This window comes from Sphaerobacter thermophilus DSM 20745, from assembly GCF_000024985.1.
In the GTDB taxonomy this organism is placed as follows: Bacteria; Chloroflexota; Chloroflexia; order Thermomicrobiales; family Thermomicrobiaceae; genus Sphaerobacter; species Sphaerobacter thermophilus.
Genome location: NC_013523.1, coordinates 1633441 through 1646324, shown reverse-complemented (window position 1 = coordinate 1646324; position 12884 = coordinate 1633441). Strand labels below are relative to the sequence as shown.

Below are 12884 nucleotides of genomic sequence, written 5' to 3'. Positions count from 1 at the left end.
ACGTGACCGAAGGCTCAGGGGCGGATCGCCTGCGGCGTCCGGATCGTGTCCCAGGTGCTGGGCGGATGCCGGAAGGCACGACGGAAAGTCACCGCATCGAGCTTGCCCGATTGCACCGCCTATCTAGTGCGGCACCGCGGTTGCCGCGCGGGCACTGAGGGCGACGACGCCCGGTGGGCTGCGCTATGCTTTCGTCCGTGCCCGCGCCGGGCGCGGGCGGTGCGCGGTGGGGATGGGGTTGGATCGATCGGGCCAGGAGATCACATGCAAGTCCTGCGCGACGTGGCGCTGTCGGAGTTGCTCTGGTATCGGATCGGCGGGACGGCCCGCTATCTGCTGGAAGCGCGCGGGCGGGACGACCTGTGCCGTGCCGTCGAGTGGGTTGCCGCCCAGCGCCCGGATCGCGTCTTCGTGATCGGGCTGGGATCGAATCTCGTCTTCCCCGATGGCTACTTCGACGGCGCGGTGATCCGGGTCGTGCGCGACGACGGCGGGTCGCTCTGCCACCTGGGTGACGGTCGGATCGAAGGCTACGGCGGCGAGGTGCTCGACCGCGTGATCCGCTTCGCCTTCGATGAGGGGCTGGTGGGCCTGGAATGGGCAGGGGGCCTGCCCGGCACGCTCGGTGCCGCGGTCCGGGGCAACGTCGGGGCCTTCGGCGGGGAGATGACCGACTGCCTCGAATCGGCCGAAGTCGTCGCCCTCGGCGAGCCGGGGGACGCGGTCCGCACGTTGTCCCACGCCGATCTCGCGTTCGCGTACCGGGACAGCTACGTCAAACGTGCCGGCAACTTGATCGTTCTCTCCGCCACCCTGGCGCTCGAACCGGCCGACCCCGCGCGCCTCGCCTCGGCGCGGGAAACGTATGAAGCGAATGTCCGGTACCGCCACAGCCGGCATCCGATGGAGCTGCCGAACTGCGGCTCGGTCTTCAAGAACATCCACCGGCGAGAGCAGGTGGAGCGGGTGCTGGCGGTCTGGCCCGATATCGAGGAGCGCGTGCGGAACGACTGGCACGGCAAGGTGTCGATGGGCTACATCATCTCCCGGCTCGGTTTGGCCGGCTACCAGGTCGGGCGAGCGCGCGTCTCTGAGAAGCACAACAACTTCATCGTGAACCTCGGTGGCGCCCGTGCCGCTGACGTCCGCGCGATCATCGCGCGCATCCAGGCGGCGGTCGAAGCCACCTTCGGCTTTGTTCCCGAGGTAGAGATCGAACTGATTGACTGAGTCCGGGGCACCCCGTGGAACCCGCTCCGCGCCCCCTGATCGGGCAAGGCGAGCGGTTCAGGGGTGATGTCATCCTGAGCGAAGCTGTCCGCCGCGGTGCGGCGGGCAGCGAAGTCGAAGGATCTCGCATCGGACCCAGTGCACGATGGAGAGATCCATCGACTCCGCCGGGACCGGCTGTACAGCCGGTCCCGGTGTCGCTCAGAATGACATGGAAACGAGGGGTTTTCAGAACCCGTAGTTGGCCCGGCGCCTGAGTGCCTCGTCCGGGCGCGGGCGGGTTGCAGCCCGCCCGCGCCGGGATGGCTCCGTTACGCTAGACCGGGTTAGCCGCGATCAGGTTCTCGCAGAAGCGGACGAAGTTGTCGAGCGCGCTCTCGACGAGCTCTCGGCCGAACTCGGGCGTGGCCTTGGTGGCGTCTCCGAGCGCACCGTTACGCGTGATCTGATCGAAGCGGTACGGGATGCTGACGTTGTACTTCTGCGCCTCGCGGCGGAACTCCCGGGCCAACTCCGTCAGTTCCCCAGGCGCCAGGGCGTCCCGCTTGACCACGTCGGGCACCAACTCCATCGCCGTCGCGACCTCGACCTCGCAGGCGTGTCCGGTGACCTCCGAGGTGACGTGGCGCTTGGCGATCTCCGGGTCGGGGAACGAGAAATAGGAGCAGGCCCCGACGAATGGGACATCCAGCTCCTCGCGGGCGCGGACGACGGCGACGCCCATCGCGGGGATGTTGCCGCCGTGGCCGTTGACGATCAGGAATCGCTCGAACCCGTGGTGGTGGAGCGAGGCGATGACCTCGACCAGCACCTGGACAAACGTCTCAGTCGAGAGGGTGATGGTGCCCGGGAAGTTCATGTGGTGGAACGAGACGCCCCACGGCACGGGCGGGGCGACGGCCACCCGCGGTGCCATGCGGGCTGAGGCGCGACGGCAGAACTCCGTGGACGCGGCGATGTCCATCTTCACGGCCAGGTTCGGTCCATGCTGCTCGTTCGAGCCGACCGGGAGTAGCACCAGCTCGACCTGATTGCGAATGTCCCGGATCTCGGGCCAGGACAGGTCAGCCAGCATCAGAGCACCACTATCTTGGGCCATCAATGGCTCCTTCCTCTCAAGGTCTTCGGGTGCGCCGTTCGCGCTATTCGGCCCGCCGGATCTCCTCAAGCGCGGCGGCGAGCCGGTCAATGTCCTCCTCATTGTTGTAGAAGCCGGTGGAGACTCGCGCGCAGGTCGGCGTGTTCAGGTGACGGATGATGACGCCATACTCCGCGAGTCGTTCGACGACATCGGGTGGCTCAATACCGTCAACGGTGAAGCTCACGAGTCCGGCCATGCACTCCTTCGGAGTGATGACGTTGACCCCGTCGATCGCGGCCAGGCGGTCCCAGGCGTACCGGCCGAGCTGGGCGATGCGGCGGTAGGCCCAGTCGAGGCCGACTGTGTCCAGGATGAATTCGACGCTCGTCGCCATCCCCATGATCTGCGGAGCGTTCGCCCCGCCCACCTCGTAGCGGCGTGCACCGGGAGCCGGGATGAAATACCCACCGTGGTGGTCCATCGGGCCGCCCATCGATGCGTAGCCCATGATCGTGGGCTGGATCACGTCGAGCGCCTCGTCGGAGACGTAGACACCGCCAGTTCCCTCCGGGCCACAGAGCCACTTCTGGCCGGGGAAGGCGTAGACGTCGACGCCGGTCGCGGGCAGGTCGATCGGTACCGACCCGGCCGACTGCGCGGCATCCACGACGACGAGGATGTGGTGCCGGTGCGCCATCTCCACGATGTCCGCGAGCGGCAACACCGCGCCCGTCCCCCAGGTGAGATGCGAGATGACGATCATGCGGGTGCGCGGGGTGACGAGCCGCTCGATCCTGCCGACCACATCGCCACTGCCGTTGCCCAGCCGGGCCACGCGAAGTGTGACGCCGAAGCGCCGCGCGACGTTGTAGGCCGGGAGTTGGCCGCCGGGATGCTCGAGGTCGCTGATGATCAGCTCATCGCCGGACCGCCAGTTCAGTCCGAAGATGCCGATGTTCATCCCGTCGGTAGTGTGCCGCGTGAGGGCAATGTTGGCGGGTGAACAGTTGAAGAGGCGGGCCAGAGCAGCGCGGGCGCGGTCCTTCGTCTCCGCCGCGCGGATGTACCCGTCGCGGAGGATACGACCGCTGTTCAGTTCATCCGCCTGGTGCGCCTGCATTGCCTCGATCGCGACGCGCGGCAGTGGGCCGAACGTCCCGGTGTTGAGATAGGCGTACTGCAAGGTTGCCGGCATTGCCTCACGGATCATCGCGCTCTTGGCCTGATCTTCGACCGCACTCACCGGATGGCCCCCTCTCGTTCGTCCTGCGCGCAGCGCGCAGTTTTCCCTTCCCGTCATTGACGCTTCCCGGGCGTCCATGTGCGGCATGCCGCTGGATGCCGGGAGCGGGAGCGACGGATTGCGACGTACTCTAGTCGAAACATGCAACAGCCTGGTCTCCCACCTGCTGAGGTGCACGGTGTTGGTGACAGGCTGCCGAGCGACTATAGGCACTCCCCTGCGCCGGTGTCAACGGGGCGGGGGAGGGGGGACGAGGCGCGCTTGCGCACTATTCCGCAGCGTGCTATGATGAGCTCCAGACATCGTTTGTGTTGCGAGATGCTTATAGTCTCTGTGGCGGGTTCTTTTCCTGCCATGGGCGGTCCATTCCACCGTGCCCTCAGCGGCGCACCTCCGCCCCATATCGGTGTGCCACCCGCGATGTCTACTGCGTCGAGCAGTACGGATTGGCGGAGTGGCTCACCGTGCGGAATTGTCGGCCTTCTCCCGTAGGCCGTCCTGACGCATTGGCCCGAGCGCACGTCGAACCATCCTCGACCATCCACCGTGCGTACTTTCGACGGGCGGGTTGAAGGGTTGAGGTCCCAGCTAGCGGGGAGGTCATGTGACAGTCACCACCCAGGCCGCGATTCGGATTGATGGTGTCTCGCGGACGTTCGTCTCCAAACGCGGTGAGACCGTACAAGCGCTGGATCACATCTCGTTCGACGTCGACGAGGGCGAGTTCGTCAGCATTGTGGGTCCAAGTGGTTGCGGCAAGAGCACGCTGCTCAAAATCATCGCGGGCTTGATCCCAGCGAGTGCCGGTCATGTGTTGATCGGGGGGCAGCCCGTAGCCGGCCCGCGATCAGACATCGGCTTCGTCTTCCAGCAACCGGTTCTGCTGCCATGGCGGACCGTCAAGGCGAACGTCATGCTCCCGGTCGAGGTGCTCAAGCTTGACCGCCGGGATGGAGAGCGCCGCGCCGCCGACTTGCTGGAAACCGTCGGCCTATCCAACTTCGCGAATCACTACCCGATGGAGCTGTCCGGGGGGATGCAGCAGCGCGTCGGCATCGCACGGGCGCTCGTTCATGATCCGGTCCTCTTGTTGATGGACGAGCCGTTCGGGGCGCTCGACGCCATGACGCGTGAGCACATGACCCTCGAGCTGCTCAATATCTGGAGCGCGTACCGGAAGACGGTCCTCTTCGTGACACATAGCATCGCCGAGGCGGTGTTCCTCGCCGACCGAGTGGTGACGATGACGGCACGACCCGGACGTGTTGCGGAGGTGGTGACGATCGACCTTCCTCGTCCCCGTGACCTGGCGCTGATGAACACGCCGGAGTTCGGCCGATACGTCTCGCACATCCGTGCGCTCCTGAACGCGCGCGGTGGACTCGACTGACGTACCGCTCGTGCCATCCACGGAGGGGGAGGTATGGCAAGCCGAAGCCTGGCTGAGCAGCCGAGACGCGCAGCCTCTCTGCGTCGGTACATGCTCCGTAACAGGCCGGAGATCCTCCTTGTCCCGACGATCTTCGTCCTGATCGTGGCTGTCTGGGAACTCTTGGTCAAGCTCCTGGCGGTGCCGATTTATATCCTTCCACCGCCTACGGAGATCTGGCGAGCGTTCCGCGACGGGCTCGGGAGCGGATCGCTCGTCGAGCACACCTGGGTGACGCTTCAGGAAGTGCTGCTCGGGTTCGCAGTCGGCAGCGTAGCTGGCCTGGTGGTGGGGGTGATCGTCACCCGGTTCCGCCTGGTGGAGCGGACGGTGTACCCGTATGTCGTGGCCTTCCAGACGGTCCCGAAAGTGGCGCTCGCACCCCTCATCGTCACGTGGTTCGGATTCGGCATGACGTCGAAGGTCGTGACGACGGCCCTGATCGCGTTCTTTCCGCTGCTCGTCAATGTGATTGCGGGTCTACAGTCCGTTGATCAGGATCGGATCGACCTGCTGCGCTCGGTGAATGCCAGCGAGTGGCAGATCTTCCGAATGGTGCGCTTCCCCAGCGCGCTGCCCTTCATCTTCGCCGGACTGGACGTGGCCATCGTCTTCAGCGTCATCGGGGCGATCGTCAGCGAGTTCGTCGGCGCCCGTGCGGGACTCGGCTACCTCATTCAGGTCAACAACTACAACCTGAACGTCTCCGGTACGTTCGCAGTTCTCGTCGTGCTCTCGGTGATGGGCCTCACGCTGCACCTGGTGGTTCAGTGGGTCAATCGCAGGGTGGTCTTCTGGCAACGGGACGACAGGGGTTCCGTGGTCGGTGCCTAGGCACCAGCCGGAGGGGTAGCGTGGTCCCTCGCCAGGCATGGTGTAGCCCCGATTGATAGTGAGGAGGAGCGGAGATGCTACGGCGTGCCCGAACCTCGAAGTTGTACTTCCTTCTCTCACTTGCTCTGGTGTTCGCGGTGGCGTGTGGTGGTGCTGCGGGCAGTGAGGGCGGTACCGAGAAACGTCGGGTCCAGATCCTCCTGGCGGCCCAGGCGTGGAACGTGTCCTTCGCGCCCTGGGTCGTTGCCGAAGAGATGGGCTACTTCGAGGAAGAGGGTATCGAACCTGACTGGGTGATGGTCGCTGGCAGCACCGACGTTACCAAGCAGGTCGCGTCGGGGAGCGGGATGATCGGTGCACCGAGCCCAGAACCGGTCATCATCGGGCACCAGGCAAGCCAGGGCATGCAGATTCGGTACTTCTACACGCTCTACCGGCGGAATATCTATTCGATCGCCGTGCCGGCCGACAGCCCGATTCAGACTGCCGCCGACCTCAAAGGGAAGCGCGTCGGTGTGACCAGCATGGGTAGCGCCGGGGTGATCAACATCAAAGCCGTACTCAAGGAAGCCGGCCTGGATCCGGAAGATGCCACGGTTGTCGCTATCGGTGAGTCGGGCCAGGCTGCGGCGGCGGTGCAGAAGGGGGAAGTGGACGCCCTGTCGCTCTGGGACGCCCAGTACGCGATCCTGGAGAACCAGGGGATTGCCCTACGCTACCTGGACACGCCGAGTCTCACGAAACTCCCCAGCAACAGCCTCCTGGCGCGCGATGAGGACCTGGAGAAGGATCCGGACCTCTTCGCACGGGTAGCGAGAGCTGTCGCCAAGGGCACCATCTTCACGCTGGAGAATCCGGACGCGGCTGTACGCATCGTCTGGAAGCGCCACCCGGACACCAAGCCCGCCGGCATGCCCGAGGAAGAAGCGTTTGCGCAAGCCAAGCACATCCTCGAAGCGCGATCGGAGCGTCTTTGGTTGGAAGAGGGCGTGACGCAGTGGGGGTACAGCGATCCGGAGGTGTATCATGCCTTCGTCGACTTTATGGCGGAGCAGGGGCTGATCACCGAGCCGGTTAACTCGGAGGATCTGTACACCAACGAGCTGCTCGACACCATCAACGACTTCGACGCCGATGCCGTCCGTGAGCAGGCACGGAACTGGTCAGGGTAGGTTCTCGACCAGGGCCGTCCCTCCGGGACCGGAGAGCGCCACGGGCGTTGCCTGTTCGGTTGAGGCGCTGCTCTCGCAGAATGGGGCGAGCCCCTCGCGATCGGCTCGCGCGTCCCAGCAGTTGAGTCCGGGTACCCCGCATGATATGCTGGACTTGACGGATGCCAGGGGTGCGCGTGGCGCTGAGAGTGTGGGGATTGCCCCACCAACCCTCCGAACCTGATCTGGGTAATACCAGCGAAGGGACGGCACCGGGAGGTACAGCGAACCCACCGTACCGCCGCACCGTCGGGTCGGCGGTTTTTTCTTGGTCGCCGCCCGGCCTGCGCCGCGCGTCCCTGCGTGACTTGGAAGGAGCAGCCGTGGCGACGAGCCCCATTGCGCCACCCAAGGCTCTGACCATCGCCGGCTCCGACTCCGGGGGCGGCGCTGGGATTCAGGCCGACCTCAAGACCTTCGCCGCGCTCAACGTCTACGGGTCGAGCGTGATCACCGCGATCACGGCGCAGAACACGATCGGTGTCCGCGCGGTCCATGAGATCCCGCCGGAGATCGTGGCGGCGCAGTTGGACGCCGTCATGGAGGATATCGGCGCCGACGCGGCCAAGACCGGCATGCTCGCCTCGGCTGAGATCGTCCGCGTGGTGGTCGACGGTGTTCGGCGACATAACATTGAGCGCCTCGTGGTCGACCCGGTCATGGTGGCGAAGAGTGGTGACCGGCTGCTCCGTGAGGACGCGGTCGCGGCCGTCCGGGACCTTCTGCTCCCGGTCGCGTACGTCGTGACGCCGAACATCCCGGAGGCTGAGGTGCTGACCGGGAGGGAGATCCGCTCGCTGGCGGATATGGAGGAGGCAGCCCGGGCGATCGCCGCGCTGGGTGCGCGCTACGTGGTTGTCAAAGGCGGCCACCGGGAGGGCGACGCGATCGACGTCATCTACGACGGCGCCACGTTCGAGCGGCTCCGCAGCCCGCGGATCGAGACCCGCAACACGCACGGGACCGGCTGCACCTTCGCCGCCGCGATCGCGGCGCGGCTCGCGGCGGGGACCTCGGCGCTGGAGGCGATTGCCGAAGCCAAGGACTACCTGTACCAGGCCCTCATCAACAGCTACACCGTCGGCGCCGGGCACTCGCCGGTCCACCATTTCTACGCGCTCTGGCGCCCGCTCGGCGTTCAGGGTGCGGAGGAGGTCGAGTGATGCAGACCGAACCGACCATCGTCGACACCCCGCTGACCATCGCGGGGAAGACCTTCAACTCCCGCCTCATTCTGGGTACCGGCAAGTACCGCAACACGGAGGAGATGCAAGCCGCGATCGAGGCGTCGGGCTGCGAGATGATTACCGTAGCGCTCCGCCGGATCGACTTCGACGATCCGAAGAGTCGCAGCATCCTGGAGGACATCGACTGGTCGCGGTACCACATCCTCCCGAACACGGCGGGATGCGCCACGGCGGAGGAGGCGATCCGAGTTGCGCGGCTCGCGCGGTCGATGGGCCTGTCCGATTGGATCAAGCTGGAGGTCATCCCCGACCCGAAGTACCTCCTTCCAGATCCCGTGGGCACGTTGGAAGCGGCTCGGGTGCTGGTGGATGAGGGCTTCGTCGTCCTCCCGTACATCAACGCCGACCCGGTGCTGGCGAAGCGGCTGGAAGAGATCGGCACTGCCACGGTCATGCCGCTGGGATCGCCCATCGGCTCCGGACAGGGGCTACCCGACTTCCGGCAGATCCAGATCATCATCGAGCAAGCGAACGTGCCGGTCATCGTGGATGCCGGGATCGGTGCGCCGTCGGATGCGGCGCTCGCCATGGAGCTTGGGGCGGACGCCTGCCTGATCAACACCGCCATCGCGCAGGCGAAGAACCCGGCCGGAATGGCGCGCGCGATGCGCCTGGGGATCGAAGCGGGCCGGCTGGCGTATCTCTCCGGCCGCATCCCGAAGAAGCCGTACGCGTCGGCCAGCAGCCCGCTGGAGGGAGTGGTGCGCTGACGTGGCGGCGAATCGACGCGCAGAGTTGCGGGAGCGCCTGCCGGACGCGCTGCGCCTCTACGTGCTGACCGACCGTAGACTGGCCCGTGGCCGGGACGAGGCGCGGATCGTGGCCGACGCGATCGCGGGCGGTGCGACGGCGATTCAACTGCGCTGGAAGCAGGGCCCGCTGGCGGAGGCGCTGCGGGTCGGTCGGGAGGTGCGGCAGGTGTGCCGCGACGCCGGGGTGCTGTTCATCGTCAACGACCGGGTGGACCTGGCGTTGGCCCTCGACGCGGATGGGGTCCACGTCGGCGTCGACGACCTTCCCGTGGCCGAGACGCGGGCGCTCGTTGGTGAACGGATGATCGTCGGCTACTCGCCGCCGACGCTCGAGGCGGCGCTCGCTGCCGAGCGGGACGGCGCCGACTACCTGGGCGTCGGTCCAATCTATCCCACCGGCACCAAGGCCGACGCCGGGGGGGCCGTCGGCGTCGAGCACCTGGCGCGCATCGTTGAGGCGGTCGGCATCCCCGTCGTCGGCATCGGCGGGATCAACGCGAGCAATGCCACCCCGGTCGTCGCCGCCGGTGCGGTCGGTGTCGCGGTGATCTCGGCCGTCGTGGCGGCCGACGACGTGGAAGCGGCCGCACGAGCGCTCCGGCAGGCGGTCGAGGCGGGGTTGAGGTCGCGGGCATGAGCCGGGCCGTACCGCGCTTGCACCTGGTCAGCGACCGGCGCCGATGCCCGCTGGACCGGTTCCCCGACGTCGCGTGGGCGGCGGTCAAGGCCGGGTTCGATGCTGTGCATCTGCGGGAGAAGGATCTCCCCGCGGCGGATCTGATCGAGGCGGCGCGGGCGCTTAACCGGGTGATCGGTGACCGGGCGGCGCTGTTCATCAACGACCGTGTCGATGTGGCCCTCATCGTAGGCGCAGCGGGTGTCCAGCTCGGCGAGACGGCACTGAGCCCGCGCGACGTGCGCGCCCTCGCCGGGCAGAGCCTGCTGATCGGGCGCTCGGTTCACGACATCGAGGGGGCCGAGCGCGCTGCGGTGGAGGGTGCCGACTTCGTCCTGGCCGGGCACATCTACGCCACAGGGAGCAAACCCGGTCAGCCGCCACGCGGTCTCGACTTCCTGGCGGCGGTCACCGCTGCCACGCCGCTACCGGTGATTGCCGTCGGCGGGATCACGCCAGAGCGTGTGCCGGAGGTCATCGCGGCCGGTGCGTACGGAGTCGCGGTGATCACCGGGGTGCTGGCCGCGGCCGACCCCGGCGCGGCGGCAGCGGCGTACCGCCGAGCGCTCGAAACAGGAGGATCCATTCAGGCATGATGGAGATTCGCGTCAACGGAAAGCCGATGCAGGTCGACGGGGTCCGGACCGTCGCCGACCTGCTGAAGCGTCAGGGGATCAAGCCGATCCTGGTGGCGGTGGAGCACAACGGGTCCATCGTGCCGCGCGCCGAGTTCGAGACGCGCACGATCGAGCCCGGTGACACTCTCGAGATCGTCCACTTCGTTGGGGGCGGCTAGGGCTCTGGGATGCCTCGCGAATCTGGCGTGTCCTCTGCCTCCATCGGGTCCCAGAGGTGCCGCGCCAGATCGACCTGGAACTCGTCGACGAAGGTGACCCCCTCATCCTCGAGCAACGCACGCATGATGGCCGGGTGCCCCCACGCCCAGCCGCCTGTCAGCTCCCCGTTGCGGTTGACGACACGGTGAGCCACGTCGGAGACGTCGGGCGGGCAGCGGTGTAGGGCCCAGCCGACCATCCGGGCGGAGCGGGCCGCACCGACCGCCCGGGCAATGCGGCCGTAGGTCGTCACGCGGCCGGGTGGTATCTGCCGAACCACCGCGTAGACGCGTTCGAGGAAGTCGGTCCGCGGCGTCGCCGCCCGGCCATCTCGTCGCTCTGTCCCTGTCTTACGTCGCCGCTGCATCGCTCCCAGCCCTCGCTGTCCCGCGGCTGCGGATACCGCGCGTGCCTGGTGTCATCATACGGCTTGTCCGCGGTCGGGGCACTGGTCTATACTCGCCCTGTTGCGCCTTGCGCGACCATCGTGACCGATCTTCACCGTCGCGAGTGCGACGCGACGTGGACCCTCAGGGAGCAGTGGATGCGCCAGTAGCCTTCGTCATGAAGCCGGATCGGCCTCAATGATGAAGGGTGGCGTGTCGTGCTGCACGTCAAGCATCTCTCCAAGTCATACGGATCACAGGTCATTCTCGACGATGTCTCGTTCGTGGTGAACACGGGCGAGCGGGTGGGTCTGATCGGCCCGAATGGTGCCGGGAAGACGACGCTGCTCCGCTGCATCGTCGGCGAGGAGACTCCGGACCGGGGCGAGGTTGTCCGCTCGCCGCGGGACGCTGAGATCGGCTACCTGCCGCAGGCGCTGCGAGAGACGGAAGCGTGGACCATCGCGGACGCGGTCGCCGCGGTGCAGCGCGAGTGGGTGGAGGCCGAGCGTGCGCTGGCGGAGGCCGGGGCGCGCTTGGCGGAGGACGCGAGCGACGGCGCGCTCGAAGCGTACGACGCGGCCCTGGCTCGCTTCGAAGCACTCGGCGGCTACGACCGGGAACAGCGTGCGGCGGCCATTCTGGACGGGCTCGGGTTGGGTACGGTGGACCACCAGCGTCCGGTCGCCAGCCTGAGCGGCGGCCAGAAGACCCGGCTCGGTGTCGCGCTCCTGCTGCTCCGAGAGCCGGACATGTTGGTACTGGACGAGCCGACCAACCACCTGGACGTGGAGGCGCTCGTCTGGCTTGAAGGCTTCCTCACCAGCTTCCCGGGCGCCGTGCTCATCGTCTCGCACGACCGGGAGTTCCTCGACCGGACGGTCGAGCGTATCCTGTTCCTCGACCCGGAGACCCATCAGGTCCGGTCCTACCCTGGGAACTACACCGCCTTCGCGGAAGCGCGCCGACAGGAGGCTGAGCAGCAGCGAGAAGCGTGGGTGCGGCAACAGGAGTACATCAATCGCGTCCGGAGCGACGTCGGCCGTCTCAAGGGGGAGGCGCGGGCGATCGAGCGATCCACCACGCCGCGGCAGCCGGGGGTTCGGGTCCTGGCGCGCAAGAAGGCCGCACTCGCGAAGGCACGCGAGAAGAAGCTCGAGCGGTTCCTGGAGTCGGAGGAGCGGGTGGAGAAGCCGCGGCCGCGATGGGGGCTCAAGCTCGACTTCGGTGAGGCTCCGCCGGGTGGGCGCGCGGTCCTGTCGCTGGAGGATGTCGCCTTCGGTTACCCCGGTCAGGCGCCGCTCTTCGAAGGCGTCAGCTTCGATGTCCAGCACGGCGACCGCATCGCCGTGGTCGGGCCCAACGGCTCCGGCAAGACGACACTGCTGCGCCTGATCGAGGGAACGCTATCGCCGACGGCAGGGACCGTGCGGCTAGGTTCGACCGTGCGCCTTGGGGTTCTGGCTCAGGAACAGGAGACGCTCGACCCGGAGCGCACGGTGCTGGAGACAGCGCTGCGCGAGCGAGCCATGAGCGAGACGGAGGCGCGGAGCTTCCTGCACTACTTCTTGTTCAGCGGCGACGCGGCGCTCCGGCCGGTGGGGCAGTGCTCGTTGGGTGAGCGAGCACGCCTCCAACTCGCGCTGCTGGTGCTGCGGGGATGCACGGTCCTGCTGCTCGACGAGCCGTTGAACCACCTGGACATCGAGGGACGGGAGCACTTTGCCGCCGCGCTGGACGCCTTCGGCGGGACGGTGATCGCGGTCGTGCACGACCGGGCCTTCCTCCGCTCGTTCGGCGGGCGCATCGTGGCCCTGGAACGGGGTACTGCTCGCGTCTACCCCGGATACGAGGAGTACCTGCGGTCGGGCGCCGGCTAGGGGATCGTTAGTCTCGTTCGACGCGATAGGCGCCCCAGGGGTAGAATGGCGCTGTAGCATGGTCTGCATTGCGACCACG

At 67.2% G+C, this 12884-nt stretch carries 13 protein-coding genes and 1 riboswitch; of the genes, 10 read left to right on the top strand and 3 right to left on the bottom strand.

What is annotated here, in order from left to right; all coding sequences use genetic code 11:
* Window positions 1–264: 264 nt before the first annotated feature.
* Window positions 265–1230, top strand: a complete 966-nt coding sequence (gene murB / locus STHE_RS07575; protein ID WP_012871984.1) for a UDP-N-acetylmuramate dehydrogenase — start codon at window positions 265–267, stop codon at window positions 1228–1230.
* Window positions 1231–1546: 316 nt separating this feature from the next.
* Here the strand turns inward: murB and STHE_RS07570 are convergent, their stop codons facing one another.
* Together STHE_RS07570 and STHE_RS07565 are read right to left on the bottom strand one after the other, a co-directional pair.
* The gene (locus STHE_RS07570) at window positions 1547–2329 is read right to left on the bottom strand and encodes a creatininase family protein (protein ID WP_012871983.1); all 783 of its coding nucleotides are present in this window, start codon (window positions 2327–2329) and stop codon (window positions 1547–1549) included.
* 43 nt (window positions 2330–2372) lie between these two features.
* Entirely contained in the window at window positions 2373–3554 is a 1182-nt protein-coding gene (locus STHE_RS07565) for an aminotransferase class V-fold PLP-dependent enzyme (protein WP_012871982.1), read from the bottom strand.
* 604 nt (window positions 3555–4158) lie between these two features.
* On the opposite strand from STHE_RS07565, the gene STHE_RS07560 reads away from it, so the two are divergent.
* From STHE_RS07560 to thiS, 8 genes are all read left to right on the top strand, one after another.
* Window positions 4159–4944: an ABC transporter ATP-binding protein gene (locus tag STHE_RS07560; protein ID WP_012871981.1), complete on the top strand. Its 786-nt coding sequence runs from the start codon at window positions 4159–4161 to the stop codon at window positions 4942–4944.
* 33 nt (window positions 4945–4977) lie between these two features.
* A complete protein-coding gene (locus STHE_RS07555; RefSeq protein ID WP_012871980.1) occupies window positions 4978–5817 on the top strand; it encodes an ABC transporter permease in 840 nt (279 codons plus the stop codon).
* Window positions 5818–5891: 74 nt separating this feature from the next.
* A complete protein-coding gene (locus tag STHE_RS17895) occupies window positions 5892–6989 on the top strand; it encodes an ABC transporter substrate-binding protein (RefSeq protein ID WP_012871979.1) in 1098 nt (365 codons plus the stop codon).
* A gap of 156 nt (window positions 6990–7145) precedes the next feature.
* Window positions 7146–7253, top strand: a riboswitch (TPP riboswitch).
* Window positions 7254–7351: 98 nt separating this feature from the next.
* A complete protein-coding gene (gene thiD, locus STHE_RS07545; protein WP_012871978.1) occupies window positions 7352–8191 on the top strand; it encodes a bifunctional hydroxymethylpyrimidine kinase/phosphomethylpyrimidine kinase in 840 nt (279 codons plus the stop codon).
* A complete protein-coding gene (locus tag STHE_RS07540) occupies window positions 8191–8985 on the top strand; it encodes a thiazole synthase (RefSeq protein WP_012871977.1) in 795 nt (264 codons plus the stop codon). The genes thiD and STHE_RS07540 overlap by 1 nt, the downstream gene beginning before the upstream one ends.
* 1 nt (window position 8986) lies before the next feature.
* Complete coding sequence (gene thiE / locus STHE_RS07535) at window positions 8987–9664, top strand: thiamine phosphate synthase (RefSeq protein ID WP_012871976.1); 678 nt, start codon at window positions 8987–8989, stop codon at window positions 9662–9664.
* Entirely contained in the window at window positions 9661–10299 is a 639-nt protein-coding gene (gene thiE / locus STHE_RS07530) for a thiamine phosphate synthase (RefSeq protein ID WP_012871975.1), read from the top strand. Before thiE (STHE_RS07535) ends, thiE (STHE_RS07530) begins: the two co-directional genes overlap by 4 nt.
* Window positions 10296–10499: a sulfur carrier protein ThiS gene (gene thiS, locus STHE_RS07525; RefSeq protein ID WP_012871974.1), complete on the top strand. Its 204-nt coding sequence runs from the start codon at window positions 10296–10298 to the stop codon at window positions 10497–10499. The genes thiE (STHE_RS07530) and thiS overlap by 4 nt, the downstream gene beginning before the upstream one ends.
* On the opposite strand, the gene STHE_RS07520 is transcribed toward thiS, so the two are convergent.
* Window positions 10496–10906: an MGMT family protein gene (locus STHE_RS07520; RefSeq protein WP_012871973.1), complete on the bottom strand. Its 411-nt coding sequence runs from the start codon at window positions 10904–10906 to the stop codon at window positions 10496–10498. The two genes, thiS and STHE_RS07520, sit on opposite strands and share 4 nt — an antisense overlap.
* A gap of 237 nt (window positions 10907–11143) precedes the next feature.
* Here STHE_RS07520 and abc-f point away from each other — a divergent pair, with 237 nt between their 5' ends.
* Entirely contained in the window at window positions 11144–12805 is a 1662-nt protein-coding gene (gene abc-f / locus STHE_RS07515) for a ribosomal protection-like ABC-F family protein (protein WP_012871972.1), read from the top strand.
* Window positions 12806–12884 lie beyond the last annotated feature (79 nt).